Annotated in this window: 20 protein-coding genes and 3 pseudogenes; 15 read left to right on the plus strand and 8 right to left on the minus strand. The window is 65.7% G+C overall.

Annotation, left to right across the window (positions count from 1 at the left end; genetic code table 11):
* Positions 1 to 27: 27 nt before the first annotated feature.
* From E1J61_RS02745 to E1J61_RS02760, 5 genes and pseudogenes are all read right to left on the minus strand, one after another.
* Positions 28 to 540: pseudogene (locus tag E1J61_RS02745) on the minus strand (ATP-binding protein); the annotation flags it as partial.
* Positions 541 to 560: 20 nt separating this feature from the next.
* Positions 561 to 3,149: a magnesium-translocating P-type ATPase gene (gene mgtA, locus E1J61_RS02750; RefSeq protein ID WP_133092623.1), complete on the minus strand. Its 2,589-nt coding sequence runs from the start codon at positions 3,147 to 3,149 to the stop codon at positions 561 to 563.
* A gap of 214 nt (positions 3,150 to 3,363) precedes the next feature.
* The gene (locus E1J61_RS38610) at positions 3,364 to 3,495 is read right to left on the minus strand and encodes a hypothetical protein (RefSeq protein ID WP_256376121.1); all 132 of its coding nucleotides are present in this window, start codon (positions 3,493 to 3,495) and stop codon (positions 3,364 to 3,366) included.
* A gap of 581 nt (positions 3,496 to 4,076) precedes the next feature.
* A pseudogene (locus tag E1J61_RS02755) lies at positions 4,077 to 4,679 on the minus strand (iron-containing alcohol dehydrogenase); the annotation flags it as partial.
* Positions 4,675 to 5,517 (minus strand): universal stress protein, encoded by an 843-nt coding sequence (locus E1J61_RS02760; RefSeq protein ID WP_133092624.1) that lies wholly within the window; start codon positions 5,515 to 5,517, stop codon positions 4,675 to 4,677. The gene E1J61_RS02760 and the pseudogene E1J61_RS02755, both read right to left, overlap by 5 nt.
* Positions 5,518 to 5,764: 247 nt before the next feature.
* On the opposite strand from E1J61_RS02760, the pseudogene E1J61_RS02765 reads away from it, so the two are divergent.
* Together E1J61_RS02765 and E1J61_RS02770 are read left to right on the plus strand one after the other, a co-directional pair.
* Positions 5,765 to 6,502 (plus strand): annotated as a pseudogene (locus E1J61_RS02765) (IS110 family transposase); the annotation flags it as partial.
* Between the two features lie 140 nt (positions 6,503 to 6,642).
* A complete protein-coding gene (locus E1J61_RS02770) occupies positions 6,643 to 6,900 on the plus strand; it encodes a hypothetical protein (protein WP_133092625.1) in 258 nt (85 codons plus the stop codon).
* 2 nt (positions 6,901 to 6,902) lie between these two features.
* Here the strand turns inward: E1J61_RS02770 and E1J61_RS02775 are convergent, their stop codons facing one another.
* The 3 genes from E1J61_RS02775 to E1J61_RS02785 form a co-directional block, all read right to left on the minus strand.
* The gene (locus E1J61_RS02775; RefSeq protein WP_133092626.1) at positions 6,903 to 7,688 is read right to left on the minus strand and encodes a GntR family transcriptional regulator; all 786 of its coding nucleotides are present in this window, start codon (positions 7,686 to 7,688) and stop codon (positions 6,903 to 6,905) included.
* A 69-nt stretch (positions 7,689 to 7,757) separates the two neighbouring features.
* Positions 7,758 to 8,753, minus strand: a complete 996-nt coding sequence (locus E1J61_RS02780) for a CoA ester lyase (protein ID WP_133092627.1) — start codon at positions 8,751 to 8,753, stop codon at positions 7,758 to 7,760.
* Positions 8,754 to 8,808: 55 nt separating this feature from the next.
* Positions 8,809 to 9,867, minus strand: coding sequence for a MaoC family dehydratase (locus tag E1J61_RS02785; RefSeq protein ID WP_133092628.1), 1,059 nt, complete (start codon positions 9,865 to 9,867; stop codon positions 8,809 to 8,811).
* Positions 9,868 to 10,578: 711 nt separating this feature from the next.
* On the opposite strand from E1J61_RS02785, the gene E1J61_RS02790 reads away from it, so the two are divergent.
* The 13 genes from E1J61_RS02790 to E1J61_RS02850 all read left to right on the plus strand — a co-directional run bounded on the left by E1J61_RS02790 (position 10,579) and on the right by E1J61_RS02850 (position 24,162).
* Positions 10,579 to 11,319 carry an IclR family transcriptional regulator gene (locus E1J61_RS02790; RefSeq protein WP_133092629.1) on the plus strand — a complete coding sequence of 247 codons (741 nt, stop codon included), beginning with the start codon at positions 10,579 to 10,581 and terminating at the stop codon, positions 11,317 to 11,319.
* A gap of 26 nt (positions 11,320 to 11,345) precedes the next feature.
* The gene (locus E1J61_RS02795; RefSeq protein ID WP_133092630.1) at positions 11,346 to 12,095 is read left to right on the plus strand and encodes an SDR family NAD(P)-dependent oxidoreductase; all 750 of its coding nucleotides are present in this window, start codon (positions 11,346 to 11,348) and stop codon (positions 12,093 to 12,095) included.
* A complete protein-coding gene (locus tag E1J61_RS02800) occupies positions 12,088 to 13,251 on the plus strand; it encodes an acyl-CoA dehydrogenase family protein (RefSeq protein WP_133092631.1) in 1,164 nt (387 codons plus the stop codon). The genes E1J61_RS02795 and E1J61_RS02800 overlap by 8 nt, the downstream gene beginning before the upstream one ends.
* A 91-nt stretch (positions 13,252 to 13,342) precedes the next feature.
* Positions 13,343 to 13,843: a MaoC/PaaZ C-terminal domain-containing protein gene (locus tag E1J61_RS02805; RefSeq protein ID WP_133092632.1), complete on the plus strand. Its 501-nt coding sequence runs from the start codon at positions 13,343 to 13,345 to the stop codon at positions 13,841 to 13,843.
* Positions 13,840 to 15,975 carry an acetate--CoA ligase family protein gene (locus E1J61_RS02810; RefSeq protein WP_133092633.1) on the plus strand — a complete coding sequence of 712 codons (2,136 nt, stop codon included), beginning with the start codon at positions 13,840 to 13,842 and terminating at the stop codon, positions 15,973 to 15,975. Before E1J61_RS02805 ends, E1J61_RS02810 begins: the two co-directional genes overlap by 4 nt.
* Positions 15,969 to 16,736, plus strand: coding sequence for a citryl-CoA lyase (locus tag E1J61_RS02815; RefSeq protein ID WP_133092634.1), 768 nt, complete (start codon positions 15,969 to 15,971; stop codon positions 16,734 to 16,736). The genes E1J61_RS02810 and E1J61_RS02815 overlap by 7 nt, the downstream gene beginning before the upstream one ends.
* Before the next feature lie 40 nt (positions 16,737 to 16,776).
* Entirely contained in the window at positions 16,777 to 17,943 is a 1,167-nt protein-coding gene (locus tag E1J61_RS02820) for an acyl-CoA dehydrogenase family protein (RefSeq protein WP_133092635.1), read from the plus strand.
* The gene (locus tag E1J61_RS02825; protein WP_133092636.1) at positions 17,940 to 19,169 is read left to right on the plus strand and encodes a CaiB/BaiF CoA-transferase family protein; all 1,230 of its coding nucleotides are present in this window, start codon (positions 17,940 to 17,942) and stop codon (positions 19,167 to 19,169) included. Before E1J61_RS02820 ends, E1J61_RS02825 begins: the two co-directional genes overlap by 4 nt.
* A gap of 76 nt (positions 19,170 to 19,245) precedes the next feature.
* Positions 19,246 to 19,986: an IclR family transcriptional regulator gene (locus E1J61_RS02830; protein ID WP_133092637.1), complete on the plus strand. Its 741-nt coding sequence runs from the start codon at positions 19,246 to 19,248 to the stop codon at positions 19,984 to 19,986.
* Positions 19,987 to 20,151: 165 nt separating this feature from the next.
* Positions 20,152 to 20,934 (plus strand): crotonase/enoyl-CoA hydratase family protein, encoded by a 783-nt coding sequence (locus tag E1J61_RS02835; protein WP_133092638.1) that lies wholly within the window; start codon positions 20,152 to 20,154, stop codon positions 20,932 to 20,934.
* Positions 20,935 to 20,985: 51 nt separating this feature from the next.
* Positions 20,986 to 21,957 (plus strand): tripartite tricarboxylate transporter substrate binding protein, encoded by a 972-nt coding sequence (locus E1J61_RS02840; protein ID WP_133092639.1) that lies wholly within the window; start codon positions 20,986 to 20,988, stop codon positions 21,955 to 21,957.
* Positions 21,958 to 21,997: 40 nt separating this feature from the next.
* Entirely contained in the window at positions 21,998 to 23,143 is a 1,146-nt protein-coding gene (locus tag E1J61_RS02845; RefSeq protein WP_133092640.1) for a CaiB/BaiF CoA-transferase family protein, read from the plus strand.
* Positions 23,144 to 23,238: 95 nt separating this feature from the next.
* On the plus strand, positions 23,239 to 24,162 hold the full coding sequence (locus tag E1J61_RS02850) for a LysR family transcriptional regulator (protein WP_133092641.1): 924 nt from the start codon (positions 23,239 to 23,241) through the stop codon (positions 24,160 to 24,162).
* Positions 24,163 to 24,203: the final 41 nt, after the last annotated feature.

Genomic DNA, 24,203 nt, shown 5'->3' on the forward strand with positions numbered 1-24,203 from the left:
GCGGTCAGGAGATTGTAGCGTAGGTGATCACGATGCCCGTTTCTTGGCGTCGGTTGCCGTGCGCTTACGCATGGATTCGCCTTTGAGCGGCACCTTGTGCGCCTGGTGGACCAGCCGGTCCAGGATGGCGTCAGCCAGCGTCGGATCATTCAACCACTGGTGCCAATGCTCGATTGGGAGCTGGCTGGTCACGATGGTCGAGCGGGTACCAACCCGATCGTCCAGAACTTCCAGCAGATCGCCGCGGGCACTTTCAGAAGGCTCCTGTAGGCCCCAGTCGTCCAGCACCAGAACGTCGATGCGCGCGAGCTGCGCCAGGCGGCGGGTGAAGCTCCCGTCGCCGTGGGCGATCTGTAGTTCCTCGAACAGTCGTGGCACGCGCAGATAGAGCGCAGAGAATCCCTGCCGACAGGCCTGCTGGGCAAACGCACAGTCCAGCCAGGACGTGCCGGCACCGGTCGCCCCGGTCAGGATGAGGCTCTGAGCATTGCGGATCCAGTCGCAACTGGCCAGGGTGGCGACCAGCCGCTGGCCGTGTCCATGTCGAATACCGTGACGAGTCAGACGCGTCGGGCTGCCCTGCGGCGTACGGTTGCGCGATAGAACCAATGCTTGGCGAGTTCCGCGCAGCCCAAGTATACCAGCGTGAGCGCGGAGATCAGGAGCAGCAGCCCCGCGGGCGGCGCGACAAAACCGAGCAAGCTGGCCAGTGGGGTGAACGGCAGCGCCACGGCGATGCTCACCGCCGCAAGCGCGGCCGCGACGAGCCACCGCTGCGGCCGGCTTGCCCAAGGCCGGCCGCGCGTACGGATGACGAAGATCACCAGCACCTGGGTGGCGATCGACTCAATGAACCAGCCGGTGCGAAACAGCGACTCCTGCGCCTGGAACACCCACAGCAGCAGCCCGAAGGTCGCGAAGTCGAACAGCGAGCTGACCGGGCCCAGCGTGAGCATGAAGCGCCGGATGAAGTTCGGATCCCAGTTGTGCGGCCAGCGCAAGTAGTCGGCATCCACGTCGTCGAGCGGGATGGGCACCTCCGAGGCATCGTACAGCAGGTTGTTCAGCAGGATCTGCACCGGCAGCATCGGCAGAAACGGGAGGACTAGCGAGGCGCCGGCCATGCTGAACATGTTGCCGAAGTTCGAGCTCGTTCCCATCATGATGTACTTCATCACGTTGGCGAAGGTACGCCGGCCCTCGATCACGCCGTCGTGCAGCACACCCAAGTCATGCTCGAGCAGGATCATGTCCGCGGCGTCCTTCGCCACATCGACCGCGGAATCGACCGAGATGCCGACGTCCGCGTCGTGCAGCGCCGGCGCATCGTTGACGCCGTCACCGAGGAAGCCCACGACGTGGCCGCGCCGGCGCAGCGCGCGCAGGACGCGGCTCTTCTGCGGCGGCGAGACGCGGCAGAACGCGTCGGTGCGTTGCGCAAGCGCGGCCAGCGCCGGGTCGTCGAGCTGGTCGATCTGCGCGCCGGTTAGCAGGTGCCTGATCGGCAGCCCGACCTGAGCGCACACGTGGCGCGTGACCCACTCGTTGTCGCCGCTGAGCACCTTGACCCGGACGTTGCTGCGCTTGAGCTGCTCGAGCGCGACGGCGGCGCTCGCCTTGGCCGGGTCGAGAAAGGCCGCAAAGCCGCACAGCACGAGCTGCGTCTCGTCGTCGACTACGGCGTGTCCGTGGTCCGCGCCGACCGCGCGCCATGCGATCGCGAGCACGCGGAAACCCTCCCGGCTGAGGGCTTCGAACTGCGACAGCGCGCTCGACCGCGCTGCGTCGTCCATCGGTTGCAGTATTGGCCCCGGATCGGCTGTACCCGCTTCGCCCGCCTCATACTGCACGCACAGCCGCAACATGTCCTCGGGCGCGCCCTTGACGACCAGCAAGCGCCCCTCGCCCGTGCACTCGGCCAGCACAGACACGCGCCGCCGCTCGAAGCCAAACGGCACCTCGTCGACTTTGCGCCAGCCGCCGACGTCCACCTCCTTGTGTTCCCGAATCGCATCGTCGAGCGGGCTGCGCAGGCCGGACTCGAAGAAGCTGTTGATGTAGGCCAGGCGCAGCACGCGCGCGCTGTCGCGGCCCTGTGCGTCGACGTGCCGCTCGAGCCGGATCGCCGCCTCGGTCAGCGTTCCGGTCTTATCGGTGCACAGCACGTCCATGCTGCCCAGGTTCTGGATCGCGGTCAGCCGCTTGACGACGACCTTGTGGGCCGACATGCGAAGGGCGCCGCGCGACAGCGTCACCGACACGATCATCGGCAGCAACTCCGGCGTCAGACCCACAGCCAGTGCGACGGCGAACATCACAGTTTCGTGTACCGGCCGGTGCGCCAGCACATGCACGAAGACGATGAAGAGCACCAGCGCGAACGTCATCCGCACGATCAGCAGACTGAACCGGCGCGTGCCGAGCTCGAACGCCGTGGGCCCGGCCGGCTCACGCAGCGTGTCGGCGATGCCGCCTAGGAAGGTCGATGGCCCGGTGCAGCACACCAGCAACGTCGCGCTACCGGAGAGCACCGACGAGCCCATGAACGCGGCGTTGACGGCGTCGGCTACTTCGCGCGCTTCAGGCCCCAGATCGGCGGCGCGCTTTTCCACCGGGAACGCCTCGCCGGTGAGGACCGACTGCCGCACGAAGAAGTCGAGCGCCGCCACCACCCGGCCATCGGCAGGAACCAGGTCGCCAGCTGCCAGCTGCACCAGGTCGCCCGGCACCAGTTGAGCTGCGGGCAGGCGCACCGGCTGGCCATCGCGCAGCACGGTGGCGCGCAAAGCCACCGAGTCGCGCAGCCGCTCGGCTGCATTGCCGGCGCGGTGCTCCTGCACGAAGTCGAGCGTCACGCTGCCGGCGACGATCAGCGCGATGACGACGAAGCTCGTGGCGTCGCCCAACAGTGCGGACATGCCGCTCGCGCCCAGTAAGAGGAGCACTAGCGGGTTGCGGAAGTGCGCCAGATACTCCAGCGCCAGCGTGCGGCGACGGCGAGCGCGCAGCCGGTTCTCGCCGACGGTGGCGCTCAGGCGATCAGCTGCGGCAGTGGTCAGACCTTGCGCGCCGGTGCCAAGCTCGGCCTGCAGATCCCTTAGCGGGCGAGACCAGAATGGTGACGCCTGCAAGTCGATGTGATGCTCCATGCGGTGTGCCCCTGTCCAAATCCACACATGGATGGCAGCGCGAACGAACGCAGCGCCAACGCATGCATGATCAGCGCAAACACCAAGGCGGCTGCCAACACGATGAATACACCGTCAATACCACGTCCCTTGGTCGCGGAGTGCGGGCAACCAGAGCCGGCGCGCCGCAGCTGCGGCAATGCTTCTCACGCTAGCCCGCCGACGCTGCACCGACTCACTTGATGATGGCAGCCTTCTTGGCCGCGGCGACTTGCTTCTCACAGAGCTTCTGTTCCCTTTCAGTGGAGGCGCTCTGTGTTTCCGCGAGCTGCGTCTCGGCCTTTTCCTTGTGAGCCTTGTTGGTCACCTGGCGACCTCGGTCTCGACCTTGGCAATATCGGCCTCACAGTCCGCGTGAACCGGCAGGGACACGGCACCACGAATGGCGGCCGCGACAACAGAGGTGGTGAGTTTCAGCATGATTCACTTCTGACTCCGATTGGAAGAAAGATTTCAGCATTGTGGGTTGCCCTGAACTCCATGCAATATAAGTCGCACTACCGCCAGGGCATTGCGCCATGTCAAGTCGCGAATCACAAGGGCGATTCCTTGATGCCCAGTCGCGCCGACAGGCGGCATGCCAGTAGATCGGAGCAGTTCTCAGAGGAGAACAGCCTTGACGCTCCTCCGATTACCCACGAGGCCACGCGCTGGTGGCAGCACTGACGGTCGGTCTCCTGATTGGCTCGGAGCGTGGATGGCATGAGCACGGACCCCCGAAGGAGGGCGCGTCGCCGGCCTGCGCACTGCTTTACACGGAATTCGAGTCCAGGGCGTCACTAGAGCACGCGATGTAGTGCTGAATATGTTAAGCCGCTCCGCTGCCGACTAGCGCCCACCGCTCACTGCGATTGAACAGCTTGAACGTGTGATTCGGCTTGTGAGCCAGAAACTACCGCTGAGCACGTGGCAGAGCTTGTGACAACCCTACGCCAACGCTGCCCAGCACGGCGGCGCAGAGCCACGCCCCGTATAGCGCTTGCGCACGCGCTCCGCGCGACACCGTCGCATTCCGTTCCGTGACAAGGACCGGCAGCGCCGCCGCGATGGCCCATACGCCTTCCTTAGCCGTCAGGTCCGAGATCGGGTGGCGGTCATGCGCATACAAGCCCTCGGCGGCGTGCGCCAGCGCGTTGATGCCACTGATGACGCTGGCAGCGACCGGCAAGGAGTAAGTGAGTTCCTTGATCGTAAATGACGGCACGCGGCAGCACTTTCATGTCAGTGCCTGTGCGCTTCAGCCCCGCATCGGTGAGCCCGTAGATCGCCGTCATCTCCGAGCCGGCATAGGTGGTAGGGATCGCCACTCCAGGTTGCCATCGCACAGGCCGCGTGCGCCGTCTCGACGGGCACGTGCATCACGGCACGGTCGAAGATGCCGATCGCGCGGACGCCGAGCAATGCCACAACCGGCTCCAGCCAGTGGGCTGCGCGTCCGGGTTGGTCTCGCGGCGGCCCATGTCGGCTGATGAATGGCTCGAGCCGCTCAATGAGACATCAGCACCGGCACAGTCATAGATTCCAGAAGCGTTCGCGTCATACCGCCCAAAACAATTTCACGGAGCCGGGCATGGCCATAGGCCCCCATCACGATGAGGTCGGCATCCCGGTCAGCTGCGAGCGATAGCAACAGCTTTCCAGCGTCATCACCACCTCCATTTAGTACTGGCTCCTCATGGGTGGCTTGAACGCCATGACGTGCAAGCCACTGCACAGCATGCTCAACAGGCGAAAGCCAAGGATCGCGCAAAATGCCCGGCCGCAAGTACGAAACGATATGAACGTGATCCGCTCGTAGAAGGAGTGGCAGCGCGTCGCGGATCGCACGGGCCGCCTCCCGGCTGCCATTCCATGCCACCAAGATATTCTTGCCGACGCTAGAGAATCTACCCGCATAAGGAACCAAGAGAACCGGCCGACCACAATGTAGAACGACAGACTCAACGAAATGATCCTCTGCGAAAGCCTCCGCGTCAGCAGAATCGCGTTGCCCGAGAATTAACAGGTCGGCAAGATGAACATCGGCTTGTACCGATGAAACCGTGGCGCACTCTGGCGCCCGCCATTCTGTCGTTATCCCCGTCCCTTTTGTAGCACCTTCGAAGGCCTGACGACCACAATCTTCGATCTGTCGGTGCCATTCCTTATACGAAGCGAGGTAGCGGTCGCCATCAGCAAAATAGCGAATTGCCTTCGGGTCGGGGTTGCCTGCGGCGAGAAGACCTACCAGCGCAGCGTTAAACTCTAGCGCAAGTTGGGTAGCAAGGTGCAGGCGCTGGTGCACATGACGGCTCGCATCCAGATGCACCATGATCGTGGCGTAGTCCATGGACGTTTCCTTCAAGCGGATCTAGACCGCATGTTTAATCTAGAGCTCGGCCATGGGCGGGACTTGACGTATGTCAAGGCCAGTGCGCGGAAATGTATCGTTGGCGAAATTCGACCCCCTGCTGTCGCTTGCCTCAGCCCGTCGTGAACTGTAGATGGAATGGTCGCCTCCCGCCTCGGCGAATCGCCGACCGTGCCGGAGCAGTTCGTAAGGCTCTGCTCCCATGTGTGTCACAGTGGTGATTCTGTCTGGCACGATTCACAGCAAAGCCATGAGGCGCGCTCAGCTGTTGCCGTTCTTCACAAACCGACCGCCATCCCGCATCGTCATGGAGGCCTGTGGCAGTGCGCATTACTGGGCACGGAAGTTGTCTGCACTCGGGCACGATGTCCGGCTTATTGCGGCCCAGTTCGTGCGGCCGTTTGTCAAATCCAACAAGAACGACACCGCAGACGCCGCAGCAATCTGGGAGGCAGCGCAACGCCCAGGAATGCGGTTTGTGGCCGTCAAGACGGAGGAACAGCAAGCCATGCTGGCGCTCCACCGCATGCGCCAGCAACTTGTACGCTTTCGCGTGATGCAGGTGAACCAATTGCGCGGACTATTATATGAGTTCGGGGTGGTGCTGCCACAGGGGCGCCGCACGGGGATCGCAGCTGCCAAGATCGCCTTGGCTGATCTGGCAGACCAGTTGCCTGCGATGCTAACGGATGGCTTGCAAGACCAACTATCTCGGCTGCTCGCGCTCGACGAGCAGATCCAACGGATTGAGCAACGCATTATGGAATGGCGCCGCTGTGACGAAGCGTGCCGCCGTATCTCCGACATCCCGGGGGTTGGCCTGTTGACAGCCACTGCCGCAGTCGCCGTCATTGGGAATGCCCGCACCTTCAAGTCCGGACGAGAATTTGCAGCCTATCTTGGACTTGTGCCTCGACAGAGCGGCTCCGGCGGCAAAGTCAAACTGGGCGGCATCAGCAAGCGGCGGCTACCGGGGCAAGCTTGGCAGTGTCACCATCGCCGGTACGTACAGCCTTGGGCGCGACGTCGTCAGTGCACCCTGCCGGCGCCAACTGCGGCGCCGAAAACCCTGCCGACAAGCAAGCCTGCAGCGGGTGGTCGGCAATGATCGCCTACGACATCCAGGCCGTTGCCGCAGCATACGCCGCTCTTCTCGTGGCGCCACCACGCGTCGAAGTCATAGACATGAACGAAGCCTTCGTGTTCGCGGAGATGAAACGCGGTCAGTGGCAGTTCGCTGGCGACTGTGCAGAGCTGCAAGATGCCGTCATGAGCTTCGCCGTAACGCCGGCGGCACAATTGCAAATCCCGTCCACGCCTCGGCAAGGTCGTTTGCCCCGCTTTGGCGCGCTCGCCGGCTAGCGCTACAGACCGAGTGCCGGTCCCCGGCTCCGCTTGAGCTGGAACGCCACCGACACACGCTCGGCCGGATAGACGGTATCCGTAATCTCGAGAATCTTGCCGGAGCCTTCCTTGTAGTGGCGGATCAGCCGCAGCCCCGCCGATCCCGCCGGCACGCCGAGCTGCGTGGCCAGAGGTTCCTCGATCAGTGTGGCCGTGACTACCTGCCGGATCTCCGCGATCGCGGTGGCATGTTCGCGTTCGATCAGCTCACTGACCAGTGTCTGCGGATGATTGCGGATGGTATCGACGAGACCCGCCAGCGACGCGTCGATGTAGATGTCGGCGCGCGCCACGGGCGTGCTGCCTTTGCGCGCGTCCACGCGGGTGCCGCTGAGCAACACCCAGGCGCTGCCCACCGGCGCTTCGAGCCGCCGCGCGAGAGCGCGGTCGAGCGTGACGTCGTGCACGTCGTCGATCGCACGCACCTCGGTGGCCGCTACGCGCACGAGGTCTTCGGCCGTGCCGAAGGATTGCGTATACGCCGCGTTCGGGTTGACGGCCTCGACAATGGTGCCGACCGCCTTCTTGCGCGAGATATACCCCAAGTCCTGCAGCATGCGCAGCGAGGCGCGCACCGTATGGCGGCTCACACCGTGCTGTTCGGCTAGTTCGTGCTCCGTCGGCAGCAAGCTGCCCACCACGCGGCGGCCTTCCACGATGTCCTTCACCAGCAAGCTGGCGAGTTCGGCGTATCGGGTGGACGCGGCCGGCGCACCGGTTTTACTGTCCTTCAGTATCGCTGTCATGGCGGCAGGCGGTGCGGAAAGTCGTAGGGATTGCGCATTTTACGATGTCACTGCCCCTACCCTCCTCCGTCAGTTGGCAAAAAAGCGGCGCTCCGCCTCGGCCGGCATCGCCATGCCGGTGACCTTCGCCTTCTGCAGCACTTCCCAGAAATAGCGGTAGGTGGCGCGGTCGTGCAGCTCGCCCTTGTACTGGATCGGGCCCCAGTCCGCGTCCTGCGCGGCCACCAGGATGCCAGCGGCATCTTCCACCTCGGTGAAGTCCGGGCGCATGGCGTTGACGATCGGCTGGATCTGTGCCGGATAGATGCTCCACATGCGCAGGAAGCCGAACTCGTTGCGTGCGCGGCCCGCGTCGCCGGCGATCACGTCGGCGTCCTTCAGGTTCAGGCACACGTTATGGGCCGGCACGATGCCGTTGGCTAGCGCCGCCGCGACCATGTCCGCCTTGGCGCGCGCCAGCAGCGCGTGTTCGAACTGGCCCGGGCTACGCATGGCGGCGGCCGGGATCGCGCCGTGGTGGCCGCTGACGAAGTCCATCAGGCCGAAGTCGAGCACTTCGATGTTCGGCAGTTCGGCAATCTGGAACACGTTCCGGAGCGCGCCGTGGGTTTCGATCAGCACGTGGACCGGCACGGGCTTGTCCAGGCCGGCCTTCTTGGCGGCCTCGCCGATATAGCGGATCACCTCGGCTACCTGCTCGCTGTTGGTGGCCTTTGGCACGGTGATATAGGCCAGCCGGCTGCGGGCTCCGGTCACGATGATGTCGACGTCCTGACGCCAGGCCGGGTGCGACGGGTCATGGATGCGTGCACCGGCGCGGTCGAAGCGGTTGCGGTCGGAGGCAATCATGCGCGCGACCATCTCGGCGTGCTCGCGTTCCTGGCCGGAGGCGGCGCCGTCCTCGCAATCGCAGGTCACGTCGAAGACCGGGCCGTATTCGAGCTGCAGGTCCATGGCCTTGCCGATCAGCTTCTCGCTGCCGGCAAAATGCTCGCAGGCGGCCAGTACCGGGAAGGATTTTTCGCCGGCGAAGAGGGCGTCTTTCGGATGCGTTGCGGTGGTCATGTCTTGTCTTGTCTCGCTGAATGGTTGGATGCAAGGGGCAGCCCAGGCGTGGGGTTTACCGCTGGCGTTTCGGAATGGCGATGGTGTAGTCGAGGTCGAGCACCACGTTGGACGGATGCGCCGGCCTGCCCTCGCCCGGTTCCGGGAAAACGATGGACGCGGCGCTGGCGTTCTTCACGCCGATCATGCGCAGCCGCAGGCCGCCGACGTGTTCCTGGCCCAGGTCGATCTTGTCCAGCACCTGTGTCGCGCAGGCGATGGTGTCGCCGGCATAGCTCGGGTTCACGTGGCTGCCGCCGTTGATGGCCAGGATCGACAGGCCGTTTTCCAGCCCGTCGTAGGCCAGCGCGCGGCATACCGAGATGATGTGCCCGCCGTAGACCAGGCGCTGGCCACCGTTCGCCGCCATGGCATGGCCATCGAAATGCGCTCGTGCCGTGTTCTGGTACAGGCGCGTGGCCAGGCTGTGGTCGCTGTCGTTGATCGTCATCGCGCCCGGATGGTCGAGCCGCTCGCCCACGGCGTAGTCCTCCCACAGGTCGTCGAAGCCCGTCATGGCCGTGATCTCGCGCACGCGTGCCGTGTAGTCGCTGCCGCGCAGGCGCTCGGCCGGCACCACAGCCTGGGTAGACGGCACCATCGCTTCACCGCAAGCGGCACCGTGGTCGCGCTTGTGCACCATCACCCAGCGCACCCAGCTTAGTACCTCGCGGCCATGCTGGTTGCGCGCGGTGGAACGCACATAGACCACCCCGCTCTTGCAGCTGGAGTTCTCCTTGAGACCGATGACTTCGGTGTCGACGGCCAGCGTATCGCCCGGATACACGTGCGACACGAAGCGCACTTCCGCGTAGCCGAGGTTCGCCACGGCATTGAGCGAGATATCCGGAACCGTCTTGCCGAACGCAGTGTTGAACACCAGCATGTCCTCCAGCGGCCGGCGCTCGAAGCCGAGCTGCCAGGCATTGGTCTCGGCCGTGCACAGCACGGTACGGCTGCCGGTTAGCCCGATGTACAGGCTTCGGTCGCCTTCGGTCAGCGTGCGCGGCGTGGCATGGCTAGTTCTCATGCCAACGCGGAAGTCCTCGAAAAAATTACCGCTGCGGTCCTTCATGTCCCCTTCCTTGTCCCTCAGACCCGGCGTCGGCCTGCGCCGGCTCGCAGTCATTTATGTACGTACATAGTGATTGGCAAAGCAAGCGATGTCAACCCGTATTTTGCCCAGTGCAGCTCGTAGATGGCTTATATACCAGGATAAATCCCCACACGACTTGAGTGGGTGGCATGGATAAGCCTTGCCATCCACCGGATTTCTCCGGTTACTATGTACGAACATAAATACCGCTGAAAAGCGGACCGCAGGACAAACCGCCAGCAGTGCAAGGTGCAGAAACTGACCGTGCATGGTTCAGGAGGCCGCGCGCCAGTTCACCCAGCACGCGGCGTGTTACGGATTCCGAGAGCAGCATGCCGCATCTCGGGTTCCGGCTGCCCATGGATGACAGGCAATGGGAGCAAGTGCGATCCACGCACGCAGTTGCAGACCGGGGCCAAAAACAACCGAATTCCCATAGGTATCTGGCACTCCCTCCGGGCTAGAAGACGTCGACCACGGTCGTTGCATTCCTGGCGCGACAAAAGACGCCGGCATATGCCTGTACCGCCCCATGCCGCCGTTTCGCGAACTACTGGTGCAGACATCTCCGATCTTATCCGAGATTTCGTATGCATCAACGCCCCCTCGAAAAACCATTTGCCATCCCGTTCGACAGGTCGTACATTTATTCCATATATCGTAGTTTAGTCCGACATTTCGGAGCAAACAGTGCCAGTCCAGATTCCCGCCGCAAGCCGCGCCATGGCCGTATTCGAAGTGTTCGCCCGGGAGCGACGGGACCTGTCGAACTCCGAAATGGCGAAATTGCTCGCTGTCGCCGATAGCAGCTGTTCCGACCTGTTGCACACCCTGCACTCGCTTGGCTACCTGATGCGTACCACGCGGACGCGCCGCTTTTATCCCACCGTCCGCCTGCTGGAAACCGCGCGGCAGATCGCCGAGAACGACCCGCTGACGCGGCTTGCCCAGGAAGCCGTCGCACGCCTCACGGACAAGACCAACGAGAGCGCCTTCTTCGGCGTACTGGAACCGCAGGCGGTACGTGTTGCCGCCGTGGCCCAGAGCCGGCTGCCCCTGCGCTACATCCTGGATGTCGGCGAGCGCGTCGCGCTGCATGCGTCGGCGCTGGGCAAGGCCATGCTGGGCACCCTGCCGGAAGGCGATGCCCGTATGCGTCTGGAGGCCGCCAAGCGGCCCGCCGTGACTCCCAGCACGGTGGTGGATCTCGACCGCCTGATGGCGCAGCTGGCGCGCGGCCGCGAGCAAGGCTGGTACGAGGCCCATGACGAAGGCACTGACGGCGTGACCGCGCTGGCTGTCGCGGCGCGGCTGGGCGACCGGCCGGTAGCCATCTCGGTCGCAGGCCCCACCGAGCGCATCGAGAAACACCGCGAATCCTATCTGGCAGCCCTGCGCGACGTGCGCGACTCGCTGCTGTCCGAACACTGAACCCACACACCCCCTAGGAGAGAGACATGGATCTTGGATTGACAGGCCGCGTGGCGATCGTCACGGGCTCGGCGCGCGGCATCGGCGCCGAAACTGCCCGCATGCTGGCCCGTGAAGGCATGGCCGTGGTCATTACCGATGTGGACCTGGATGCCGCGCGCGAAACCGCCGCCGGCATCAGCCTTGCCGGCGGCAAGGCCATTGCCGTGCAGTGCGACGTGCGCCAGGAGGACCAGGTGCGCACGATGGTTGGCGCAGGCAAGGAAGCCTTCGGCAGCATCGACGTGCTGGTCAACAACGCGGGGCTGGTCAAGGACCGCACCATCCTCAAGATGGACGAGTCCGACTGGGACCTGGTGCTGGACGTGACCCTCAAGGGCGCCTTCCACACCACCCGCGCGGCACTGCCTTTCATGCATGAAAAGGGCTGGGGCCGCATCATCAACATCAGTTCGCGCGCGCTGTTCGGCAACCCGGGCCAGGCCAACTACTCGACCGCCAAGGCCGGCATCATCGGCTTCACCCGCGCACTGTCGCTGGAGCAAGCGCGCAAGGGCGTGACGGTCAACGCTATCGCCCCGGGCTACATCGAGACCGAGTACATCAAGAGCCTGCCCAACTACGACACCATCCTGGCCAACGTGATGACCAAGAACGCCGTGACCTTCCCGGGCCAGACCAGCGACATCGCCGGCGCCGTGGCCTTCATGGCATCGGAACACGCCCGCTACATCACCGGCACCACCCTGTTCGTGACCGGAGGCCGCTATGGTTGATCCCAATGTCGATGTCGACGGCCTGGATGCCAGCCAGCAACTGCTGCGCGACAACATCCGCCGCTACCTGAAGGAACACATCGCCCCGCGCATCGACCAGGCGGAGCAGGAAAAGCGTTTTCCGCACGAGGCGCTGACGGGCCTGGCCGATTTCGGCTACTTCGGCGGCTACCTGCCGGAGGCCGACGGCGGCCTGGGCCTGGACTACCTGACCTGGGCCGTGATGATGGAAGAAGCCGGCTACTGCTGGCTGTCGCTGCGCATCCTGCTCAACGGGCTGAACATCGTCTCGGGCATCATCAATGCCTACGGCACCGAGGAGCAGAAGGAACGCTTCATGCGCCCGCTGCTGCGCAACGAGCGCAAGACCTTCGTGTCGATCTCGGAGCCGGACGTCGGCTCCAACGTGGCCGAGATCAAGACCCGCGCCGACAAGCGCGGCGACCGCTACGTGCTCAATGGCAGCAAGCTGTGGATCACCAACGGCATGTTCGCCGACTTCGGCATCGTGGTGGCGCGCACCTTCAGCGAGACCTGCAACGGCGAGCTGTCGCTGTTCCTGGTGGAGCGCGACGTGACACCGTACAGCGCCACGCCGGTGGAAACCATGTTCACACGCAGCACCGGCACGGCCGCCTTCACGTTCGAAGACGCCGAGGTGCCCGCCGCCAACCTGCTCGGCAAGGAAGGCCAGGGGCTGCGCCAGATCCTGATCGGCCTGAACTTCGGCCGCCTGAACGTGGCCATGGGCGCGGTCGGCGCCGCGCAGTGCGCGCTGGACCTGTCGGTGGACTACGCGCTGCAGCGCAAGCAGTTCGGCCGCCAGATCGGCTCGTTCCAGCTCGTGCAGAAGCACATCGTCGACATGACGATGCGCACGCAGGCCGCCCGCGCGCTGGGCTACCGCGCCGCACGCTCGATGCAGAACGGCACGTCGCGCACCGAATGCTCGATTGCCAAGCTGTACGCCACGGAAGCCGCGTTCGAAGTGTCCAACCTCGCGCTGCAGGTGCACGGCGGCATGGGCTACGCCACCGGCTACCCGATCGAGCGCATCTTCCGCGACACGCGCGGCGGGATGATCCCCGAAGGCACCACCGAGATCCAGACGCTCATCATCGGCCGAGAAATCCTGGGCATCAGCGCGCTGACCTGAACTTCGCTTTCACCGACCGCTTGACTTGCAGGCGCCCCTCTCCCACAGGCGGGAGAGGGGTGCAATCAGAACCGACAATCCAAGAGACACCATGACGCAACCCGCCATCCTCGAACAGATCGCCAATACCACGCTCTACTGGGAAGACCTGGTGCCGGGCATGACCTACAGCACCTCGTCGCGCACCATCACCGAAGCCGACGTGGCCGCCTTTGCCGCGCTGACCGGCGACTTCAACAAGGTGCACGTCGACGCCGAATACGCCAAGGGCACCATCTTCGGCCAGCGCATCGCGCACGGCATGCTGGTGGCCTCCTTCATGGCCGGCCTGACTTCGCGCTCGATCCCGAACCAGTTCTTCGAAGGCTCGCTGTTCAGCGTGCTGGAAAACCGCCTGAAGTTCCCCAAGCCCACCTTCATCGGCGACACTATCCGCGTGGAGATCGAAGTCGTGGAGCAGAAGACCACCAGCCGCCCGGACCGCGGCATCATCGCGTTCCTGCGCAAGGGCATCAACCAGCGCGGCGAAGTGGTGGCCGAGATGGCTGCGACCTGTCTGTTCAAGCGCCGCACGCCGGGAGAGGCGCAATGAGCCAGCAGCCCATCTGGTTCAGCGACCTGTCGCGACTGGTCAACCCGCACTCCATTGTGCTGGTCGGTGCGTCCGAGAAACCGGACAGCATCGGTGGCCGCACGCTGGAAAACCTGACCACCTACTCGGAGTTCAAGGGCGACCTCTACCTGGTCAATCCAGGCCGCGCCGAGATCCACGGCAGGCCCTGCGTCGCATCGGTCAATGACCTGAAGCAAGCGCCGGACCTGGCCATCCTGGCCGTGCGCGCCGACGCCGTCATCCAGACCCTGCGCGATTGCGGCAATCTCGGCGTCAAGTTCGCGATCGTCTTCACTTCCGGCTTCGGCGAAACCGGCGAAGACGGCCGCGCCGCGGAAGCCGAAATGCGCGAGATCGTGGCCAGCACCGGCATGCGCATCTATGGCCCGAACTGTCCCGGCCTGAACAACATGAATGCGCGCCTGGGCCTGACCTTCTCGCCGGCGTGGCGCATCGACCGCCGTCCCGGCCCGATCGGCGTCGCCACCCAGGGCGGGGGGCTGGGCCGCTCGTTCATCCAGGCGATGGACCGCGGCGTGGGCGTGGGCCTGTGGTGCTCGGGCGGCAACGAGGTGGACCTTGAGGTCAGCGACTACATCCACTACATGGCCGACGCGCCCGACATCGAGGTGATCGTCACCACGCTGGAAGGCGTGCGCAATGGCCCGCGCTTCATGGCGGCAGCCCTGCACGCGGCCCGCCGCGGCAAACCCATCGTGGCAATCAAGGTCGGCAAGTCGGAGTACGGCGCCAAGGCGGCGCAATCGCATACCGCCGCCATCGCCGGCTCGGCCGAGATCAACAGCACGGTGTTCAGCCAGCTCGGCATCATCGAGGTGGACGACATCGACGAGCTGATCGACGTGGCCTCGCTGCTGTCGCGGCGCAAGCCCACCGGCAAGGAACAGCTGGCCGTGTACAGCTTCTCGGGCGGCACTGCGGCGCTGGCCTCCGACATGGTCGGCCTGGCGGGTCTGAAGCTGTCCGAGTTCGCCCCCGCGACCATCGAGGCCCTGCGCAACGCCCTGCCCGGCTTCGCCGCCTTCAACAACCCGGTGGACGTCACCGCCGAGGTGCTGGTGAACACCGAGGTCAGCTACGCCACGCTCAAGGCCACCGCCGCCGACCCCCACACCGACCTGGTGCTGGTGCCGATCCCGGTGGAATACGGCACGACCACCGCCATGCTGGCCGACAGCATGGTGCGGGTGCAGGCGGAAGAGACCAACACGCCGATCGTGCCGGTCTGGATGAGCGACCGCACCGGCGAAGGCCAGCGCAAGATGATCGATGGCGGGCTGATGCCGATGCGCGCGGTGGGCAACGCCGTGCTCGCCGTCCAGCGCTTCATCGAGTACGGCAAGTGGAAAGCCAGGTTCGAATGCGAATGGCGCCCGCTGGCCGAAGTGAGCAGCGCTGACGCGACCGCCAACCTCTCCGAAGCGCGGACCAAGGCGCTGCTGGAGAAGGCCGGCGTTCCGACGCCGGGAGGCATCGTGGCCCGCTCCCCCGCGGAGGCCGCGCTGGCCTTCCGCAACGTCGGCAACGGCAAGGCGGTCATGAAGATCGTCAGCGCGGCCATCACCCACAAGACGGACATCGGCGGCGTGCGCCTGGGCATTACCTCCGGCGGCGATGCCATGGCCGCGTACGAGGAAATCCATGCCAACGGCGCCAAGGCCTGCGATCCCTCGCAGATCGAAGGCGTGCTGGTCGAGCCGATGCTGCCCTCGCCGTTTGTCGAGGCCGTGGTGGGCATCCACCGCGACCCGGTGTTCGGCCACGTCTGCACCTTCGGCCTGGGCGGCGTCAGCATCGAGCTGTTCAAGGACGTGAGCCGTCGCCTGCTGCCGCTCACCCCGGCCTCGGCGCGCGAGATGATTGCCGAGACGCGCTGCTACGAACTGCTCAAGGGATACCGCGGTCAGCCGGCATTCGACATCGACGCGCTGATCGACACGCTGGTGAAGCTCTCCGGCTTTGTCGCGAAACACGCGGGCAGCATCGAGGAACTTGAAATCAACCCCCTTGCGGTCCGTCCGCAAGGCCAGGGAGTGGCCGCGCTGGACGCCGTCCTCTCGTACCAGGGCACGGAGCCTTCCACATGGTAAAGACTGAAATCGGCTACACCACCACCGACACCATCATGGTGCGTGGCCTGAACCTCTCCACCGAGATCATCGGCAAGTTCGACTTTGTCGACATGATCTTCCACACCACGCTGTCGCGGCTGCCCACGCCGCGCGAGAAGGTCATGGTCAATGCCTTGCTGGTGACCACGGCCGACCATGGCATCACGCCCAGCTCGCTGTCGGCCCGTCTCACCTACATCGGCGCGCCGGAAGCCCTGCAGGGGGCGGTGGCTACCGGCCTGCTCGGCGCGGGCAGCGTGTTCCTCGGCCCCATGCAGAACGCCGCCGAGATGCTTAACGAAGGCGCCAGCGAACTGGCGGACGATCCCACGGACGAACAGGTCCTGGAAGCTGCGCGCGCGCTCGTGCGCCGCTACAAGGAGCGCCGCCAGCAAGTATTCGGCGTGGGCCACCCGATCCACGTCGACGGCGACCCGCGCGTGCCCGCGCTGCGCGACCTGTCGCGCGAGCACGGCTACTACGGCCTGCACTGGCGCCTGATGGAAGCCATCGTTGCGGTGCTCAAGGAGCAGAACCGCAAGTTGCCGATGAACGTGGTGGGCGCGATCGGCGCGATCGTCGCGGCCATGGGCCTCGATCCGCTGATCGCTCGCGGCCTGGCCCTCGTGGGCCGGTCGGCCGGCCTGCTGGCCCATGTGCTCGAAGAGAAGACGCAACCGATGGCGCGCGAGGCATGGCAACTCGTCCTGAAGGACGATCCGCGCAACGAACTGCCGTAAAGACCGGCTCCAGGGCCGTCGAATACCCGAGGAAGAGACGATGCAGAGACTGACCGAAGAGCGGCGCATGATCCAGGAGGCCGCCCGCCAGTTCACGATGGAGCGCGTGCTGCCCATCGCCAACAAGCTGGACCCGGAGAAGGGCCAGATCCCGCGCGAGCTGATCGACGAGATGGCCGAACTCGGCTACTTCGGCATCCTGATTCCCGAGGAATACGGCGGCCTGGGCCTGGGCGCCTACGAGTACTGCCTGGTGGCCGAACAGCTTTCCCGCGGCTGGATGAGCGTAGGCAGCCTGATCGCCCGCGGCAACGGCCTGATCGGCGCGCTGAAGGCGCTGACCCCGGAGAAGAAGGCCGAGTACCTGCCGCGCATGGCGCGTGGCGAGTTCCTGGGCGCGTTCTCGCTGTCGGAGCCCAATGCGGGCTCCGATGTCGCCAATATTTCCTGCCGCGCCGTGCGTGACGGCGACGACTGGGTCATTACCGGCAGCAAGTACTGGTGCACGTTTGCCGACGAGTCGGACTTCATCCTCGTCATTTGCCGCACCGATCCGGTGGTCGACCCCAAGGCACGCCACAAGGGCCTGTCCGCCTTCATGATCGAGAAGCCCCGCGGCGAACTGCCGGAAGGCGTCAAGGGCAGCATTATTCCCAAGATCGGCTACCACGGCTGGACCACGTGGGAGCTGGCCTTCGACGGCTGCCGCGTGCCGCACTCGAAGATGGTCGGCGAGGAAGGCAAGGCGTTCTATCTCGCTACCGCCGGGCTCGAAACCGCCCGCGCCCATACCGCCGCACGTTCGATCGGCCTGGCACAGGGCGCGCTGGAAGACGCGATGCAGTACGCGAAGGACCGCGCCCAGTTCGGCAACCCGATCGGCAATTTCCAGGCCATCCGCTTCAAGATCGCCGACATGGCCACGCAGATCGAGGCGTCGCGCGCCCTGCTCTACACCGTGTGCGAGAAGATCGACGAAGGCGTGCGCGCCGACACCGAAGCGTCGATGGTCAAGCTGTTCGCCAGCGAGATGTGCGAGCGCGTGACCAGCGAAGGCCTGCAGATCCACGGCGGCGCCGGCTACACCACGCACTTCGCGGCCGAACGCTACTGGCGCGACGCACGCCTGACCAAGATCTTCGAAGGCACCTCCGAAATCCAGATGCGGATCATCTCGGACGCCCTCATGGGCAAGGTGACGGCATGACCGCCCGACCGCAGTGCGCGGGCGCGCTGGCCGGCCTGCGCGTGATCGACCTCACGCAGATGCTCGCCGGCCCGTTCTGCACGCAGATCCTGGCCGACCACGGCGCCGACGTCATCAAGGTCGAAACCATGACCGGCGACGGCACGCGCCTCACCGGCCCGTTCTGCGAAGACGACACGCTGCGCGACTACGGCGGCTATTTCCAGAGCGTCAACCGCAACAAGCGTTCGATTGCCGTGGACCTGAAGACGGCCGAGGGCATCAGCATCGTGCGCAAGCTGATCGATGGCGCCGACATCGTCGTCGAGAACTTCCGCGCCGGGGTGATGGAGCGGCTCGGACTGGCTTACGAAACGTTGCGCGAATCGAATCCGCGCCTGGTCTACGGCACCGTGCGCGGCTTCGGCGACCCGCGCTCGGGTGCCAGCCCCTATGCCGGGTGGCCCGCCTATGACGTGGTCTCGCAGGCCATGGGCGGCATGATGGGCATCACCGGGCCGGACCGCAGCACGCCGATGAAGATCGGCCCCGGCGTCGGCGACACGATCCCGGCGCTGATGCTCTGCATCGGCATCCTGTCGGCCGTTCACCGCATGAAGGAGACCGGCCAGGGACAGTTCGTCGACGTGGCGATGACGGATGCCGTGCTGGCCATGTGCGAGCGCATCGTCTACCAGGCCTCGTACACGGGCGCGGTGCCCGGTCCGGAAGGCAACCGCCATCCGCTCTTGTGCCCGTTCGGCTTGTTCCGGGCACGCGACGGCTACGTGTCGATTGCCTGCGCGACCGACGCGCTGTGGGAAAAGCTCGCCGATGCCATCGACCGCCCCGAACTCGGCGCCGACCCGGCCTGGGCGACCAATGCGGCGCGTGTCGCCAACATGCAGCAGGTGATCGACGTGCTGGAGGGATTTACGTCGGTCCGCACCAAGGACGAGATCGCTGCCGTGCTTGGCGGCAAGGTGCCGTTTGGCCCGGTTTACACGTCGGCGGATGTGTTTGCCGATCCACACTACGCGGTGCGGGAGATGCTCGTCGAGGTCGAACAGCCCGGCTCCGCCCAGCCAGTGAAGATTGCCGGCGTGCCGGTCAAGCTTAGCGAAACACCCGGCGCGGTGCGCCGGCGCGCGCCGATGCTCGGCGAGCACACGGACGAGGTCCTGAGCGCGGCTGGCTATGCCACGGAAGACATCCATCGTCTGCGCAAGGGCTGCGTCGTGCGATAAAACCACCGGCGGGCTATCGGCAACCTACGAAATTTCGTATAGTTCCGCAGGTAACCGAATAGCTGCCCGCCTACCCATGCCCACCCTGATCCCTGCCGCCGGCCGCGCCATGGCGGTGTTCGAAGTCTTTGCCCGCGAACAGCGCGAACTGTCCAATTCGGACATGGCGCGCCTGCTGTCCCTGCCGGAGAGCAGCACCTCGGACCTGCTGCATACCTTGCAGACGCTCGGCTACCTGATGCGCACCACGCGCAGCCGGCGCTTCTACCCGACCGGGCGGCTGTTCGAGGTCGCCCGCCAGATCGCCGAGAACGATCCGCTCAGCTCCGTCGCGCAGGAAGCCGTGGAACAGGTGGGGGAGAGGACCAACGAAAGCGTCTTCTTCGGCGTACTGGACGCGGCCGCCGTCAAGGTGGTGGCGGTCCAGCCCAGCCGCCAGCCGCTGCGTTACATCATTGAAGTCGGCTCGCGGGCGGCCCTTCATGCCTCCGCGCTTGGCAAGGGCCTGCTGAGCCTGCTGCCGCCCGATGAGGCACGCGCCGCGCTGACGCGGAGCAACCTGCGCGCGCTCACCCCGCACACCATCGTCGACATCGACACGCTGATGGCCCAGATTGCCCGTGGCCACAAGCGCGGCTGGCATGAAGCCCGCGAAGAAGGCAGCGAAGGCGTGTACGGCCTGGCGGTCGTGGGGCTGCTGGGGACGCAACCAGCCGGCATCTCCCTGGCCGGCCCGGCGGAACGCATGAAGAAGAACCACGATGCCTATCTGGCCGCGCTGACCGAGGTGCGTGACGCGCTGATGGAGCCCGCATAAGCGCAGCCCTGCTGCGCCAGGGCACCATGAGGCGATACAGGCGATGTATTGCGCGACATACCGAAAGTATTTTTCACATCGCCCCGCCGTCCGTAGCATCGAATGGAACCCTGCCGGAGTCAGCGCCCCGGCAGGACTGCTTCCGGCCATTCCATTCGAACCCTCATGAACAGCTTCCTGGACCTCAAGCGCGAAGGCGCCGTTGCCCTGATCACCATGAACCGCCCGGAAACGCGCAATGCGATTTCCGACGACGACGCGGTCCAGGCGGTGGTCGAGATGTGCGAAACGCTCAACCACGACACATCGATCCGCGCCGCGATCCTGACCGGCTCGGGCTCGTCGTTCTCCTCTGGCGGCAACCTCAAGACCCTGCGCGACAAGATGGGCGGCGGACTGGGCGAACCCATCCGGTCCCGCCAGGCCTATCGCGACGGCATCCAGCGCGTGCCGCTCGCACTGGGCAGCCTGGAGGTACCGATCATCGCGGCGGTCAATGGCCCCGCCCTTGGCGCCGGCAATGACCTGGCCTGCCTGTGCGACATCCGCATTGCCTCCGAGCGGGCCGTGTTTGCCGCCACCTTCGTCAAGCTGGGCCTGATTCCCGGAGACGGCGGCGCATGGCTGCTGCCACGCGTGGTCGGCATGTCGCGCGCGTGCGAACTGGCGTTCACCGGCGACACCATCGATGCGCGCCAGGCGCTGCAGTGGGGCCTGGTATCGCAAGTAGTGCCGGCGGACGACCTGCTGGCCACGGCGACGGAGCTGGCGCAGCGCATCGCGCGCAACTCCGGCCACGCACTGCGCATGACCAAGCGCCTGCTGCGCGAATCGACCCACTCGCGGATGGACACCATCCTGGAAATGTCAGCCGGCTTCCAGGCACTGGCCCACCACACGGCGGAGCACGAAGCCGCGCTGGACGCATTCCTCGAGCGGCGCAGCTGACGGACGGCACGCCGGCCGCGGCCGGACAAGACAAGCAAAACAGGAGACGACATGGCAATTCCCCCCTTGAAGCGGTACCTGATCGCGACATCACTGGCGCTGGCCTCGATCACGGCCACGGCCCAGTCCGACTATCCGAATCGCGCGGTGAAGGTGATTGTCTCCCTGCCGCCCGGCAGCGGCGCCGATACGACCGCGCGCTTCATCTCCCAGCACCTGGCCGAGAAGTTCCGGCAGCCGTTCGTGGTCGAGAACCGCCCCGGCGCCAACAGCTTCATTGGCGCACGCGCGGTCACCGAAGCCGCGCCTGACGGCTACACGCTGTTCGTCGGCAGCAATTCGTCGATGGTGACCAATGTCGCGGTGTTCAAGAGCCTGCCGTACGACCCGGTCAGGGATTTCGTGCCGGTAGAACGGATCGCGCGCTTTGCCATGGTCGTCGTAGTGCCGGCAAGCTCGCCGTACAAGACCCTCGACAATCTCGTGGATGCCGCGCGCAAGGCGCCCGGCAAGCTCAATTACGCCAGCGGCAGCGCGGGCTACCAGGTGGCGGTGGAACTGCTCCATGAACGCTTCCGCATCAAGGGCAACCCGATCACCTACAAGGGGACGGCACCGGCCATGACCGACGTCGCCGCCGGCAATGTCGATTACTCGATCGGCGAAATCAGCTCGGTCCTGCCGCTGATTCGCGCCGGCCGCCTGCGTGCGCTGGCCGTCACCGACACGCAGCGCCTGAAGGAACTGCCGCAGGTACCCACGGTTGCCGAAAGCGGCGCGCCCGGTTTCGAAGTCTTCGCCTGGACCGGCGTCTTCGCGCCGGCGAAGGTGCCCGAAAAGATCGTCAAGGCACTCTCCGACGCCGTACGCGAAGCCATGCAGCAAAGTGACAGCGTGAAGTTCATCGAGAACCTTGGCGGCAGCGTGTTCACGGGCGGGCCGCAGCAACTCAGGCAGTTCCAGCTCGCGGAAATCCAGCGCACCCGCGAGATCGTCAAGACCGCCGGCATTCCCGTGGAATAACCCCACGCCGACACTACACAACCACCGCAAGAGGAGAACGATGGGCCCCCTCGCAGGCATGAAGATCATCGAACTGGCCGGCATCGGCCCCGGCCCCATGGCGGGCATGCTGCTCGCCGACATGGGTGCCGAGGTGCTGCGCATCGAGCGCCCCGGCGAAGCCGACCTGGGGGTCAGGCGCGAGCGCCGTTTCGACCTGATGCTGCGCAACCGCAAGTCGATCGCGCTCGACCTGAAAGACCCGCAGGCCGTGGCCATCGTGCTGGACCTCGTGGAACAGGCCGACACCCTGATCGAAGGCTTCCGCCCCGGCGTCACGGAACGCATGGGGCTGGGCCCGCAGCACTGCATGGCGCGCAACCCCAAGCTGGTCTACGGCCGCGTCACCGGCTGGGGCCAGACCGGGCCGCTGGCCCATACCGCCGGGCACGATGTGAACTACATCTCGCTCACCGGTGCGCTCAACGCCATCGGCGGACGCGGCCAGCCGCCCGCGATTCCGCCCGCCTACCTCGGCGATTTCGCTGGCGGCGCCATGTTCCTCGTCACAGGTGTCCTCGCGGCCCTGATCGAAGCCGGCAAGTCGGGACAAGGACAGGTCGTCGATGCCGCCATCGTCGACGGCGCCGCGGCGCTGGGCACCGTGTTCTATGGCATGACGGCGGCTGGCCAGTGGCGGCAGGAGCGGGGCACCAATGTGCTCGACTCCGGCGCCCACTACTACAACGTCTACCAGTGCCAGGACGGGCTCTGGATCTCGGTAGGACCAATCGAGGCACGCTTCTACCGCGACCTGCTGGCGCGGATCGGCATCGACGCCGCCAGCCTGGGCGAGCAGCTTGACGCCGGCAACTGGGAAGCCGCGCGCGAACGCCTGGCCGAAGTCTTCCGCACGCGTACCCGCGACGCGTGGTGCCAGTTGCTCGAAGGCACCGACGCCTGCTTCGCGCCCGTCCTGAACTACGAGGAGGCGCCCCGGCACTTCCACTTGAAGGCACGCGAGACCTTCATTGAAGTGGACGGCATTCCCCAGCCCGCCCCTGCCCCGCGCTTCAGCCGCACACCCAGCAGCCTGCCGGCCGCGCCAAGCGCGCCCGATGCGCGCCGCTATGGCGAGGTGCTGTCCGGCTGGCTGCCGCAAGCAAAGATCGACGCGTTGCTGACGCTCGCCGGCACCGGCGCATGAATGGCGCACGGGGCAATGCCGGATTGCGCATTGCCCCGGCTTCGCGCATAGTCAGCCGCGCGGCGATGATGCCGCGACCGACCCGTCTCATCCGCATGGACCTCCGTCAGATCAAGCAGGCGCTGGTGCTGAGCGAAACGCTCAATTTCCACCGCGCCGCCGAGCGGCTGCACATGGCGCAGCCGCCCCTGTCCACCGCCATCCGCAAGCTCGAGGAAGAACTGGGCGTCACGCTGTTCGAGCGGCTGCCTTCCGGCCTGCGCCTGACCCCCGTGGGCGATACCGTGCTGCGCCAGATGCGCAACACCCTCTTCTTTGCCGACGAGATTCGCCGCGCCGCCAGCGAAGGCGAGCGTGGCGAACAGGGCAAGCTGCGCGTGGGCTTCGTCGGCTCGGCGGTGTACTCGCTGATGCCACGGATGATCCGCGCCTTCCGCCTGCGGTATCCGCGCGTCGACCTGGTGATCGAGGAATCCACCACGGTCGAGTTGCTGCGCCGGCTGGAGGAACACTCGCTCGACGTGGCGCTGGTGCGCTACCCGATCCTGGAGCGCTCCAGCGCCAGCGTCGTGCTGCTGCAGCCCGACCCGATGGTGCTTGCCGTGAGCACCGACTCCGCGCTGGCCGCGCGCGACGCGGTGGACGTGACGGAGCTCGGCGCCACGCCGTTCATCGTGTATTCGCGGACCTTCGTGCCGGCCATGTATTCGATGACGATGATGGCTTTTCATGAAGCCGGCATCCAGCCCCCCATCGCGCAGGAAGCGGTGCAGGTGCCATCCATCCTCGCGCTGGTGGAAAGCGGCCTCGGCGTGGCGCTGGTGCCCGCCACGGCGGCCAGGCAGGCCGGCGACGGGGTGAAGCTCGTTCCCCTGACCGGCATGCCGCAGAGGCTGGACCTTGGTATTGCGCTGGTGACGCTGCCCGAGACCGTCAACGCCACCACGCGCAACTTCGTTGCGCTTGCGCGGGAGATCATGCCCGGGCCGCCCGGCGCGCCTGCGCCGACGGCGTGCTGACGCGATGCATCGCGCGACGCGAGCCGCATTGGAAGGGATCC

Source organism: Cupriavidus sp. L7L (assembly GCF_004353535.1).
GTDB lineage: Bacteria > Pseudomonadota > Gammaproteobacteria > Burkholderiales > Burkholderiaceae > Cupriavidus > Cupriavidus oxalaticus_A.